Here is a 575-nt window from a genome sequence, read left to right as displayed (position 1 = left end):
TCGGCGGCGGCCACGCAGGTGGAGCCGCTGCCGGCGAACGGGTCAAGGACAATGGCCCCGGGACACGTGAGCGATTCAATCAGCGGTCGCAGGCTCTGCACCGGCTTCTCCGTCGGGTGGTGTCGGTTGCCCGTGTATTTCCAGGGGATCACGTCCGGAATGGGACGGTCCGGGGTTTGCGGCCTCCCCTTCGCCAGCAGGTAGGCGCTCTCATGGGTGTAACCCACGAACGTCGATTTTGAGGCGTAGGACTTGGCGAAGACGATATGGCCAACCACCCGGAAACCGGCCGATTTCCACGCATTCAGAAACAGATCCGCGCGGTTCCAGGCATAGAAGCTCACCATAAGGCTGTCGTTTTTCAGCACGCGGTACATTTCATGACAGGCGGGCTGGAGCCATTCGGCAGAGTTGTCCCCGGCCAAGGTGCGCCCGTTACGGTCCTTATAGCCAACCAGATACGGCGGATCGGTAAGAATAAAATCGACGGCACGCGCCGGAAAACGGGACATCACCTGCACGCAGTCACCCAGAATAAAACGGGACATAGACACACTCCTCTCTGATATGCGGCA

General features: G+C 60.0%; 1 protein-coding gene. It reads right to left on the bottom strand.

The window, feature by feature from the left end; all coding sequences use genetic code 11:
* The coding region (locus tag QMN93_RS26320; protein WP_323620247.1) for a DNA methyltransferase at positions 1-548 on the bottom strand (548 nt) is incomplete at its 3' end.
* Positions 549-575: the final 27 nt, after the last annotated feature.

The organism is Enterobacter sp. R-1.6.2, assembly GCF_035064085.1.
Classification (GTDB): domain Bacteria; phylum Pseudomonadota; class Gammaproteobacteria; order Enterobacterales; family Enterobacteriaceae; genus Enterobacter; species Enterobacter asburiae_B.
This window is presented reverse-complemented; position numbering and strand designations above follow the sequence as displayed.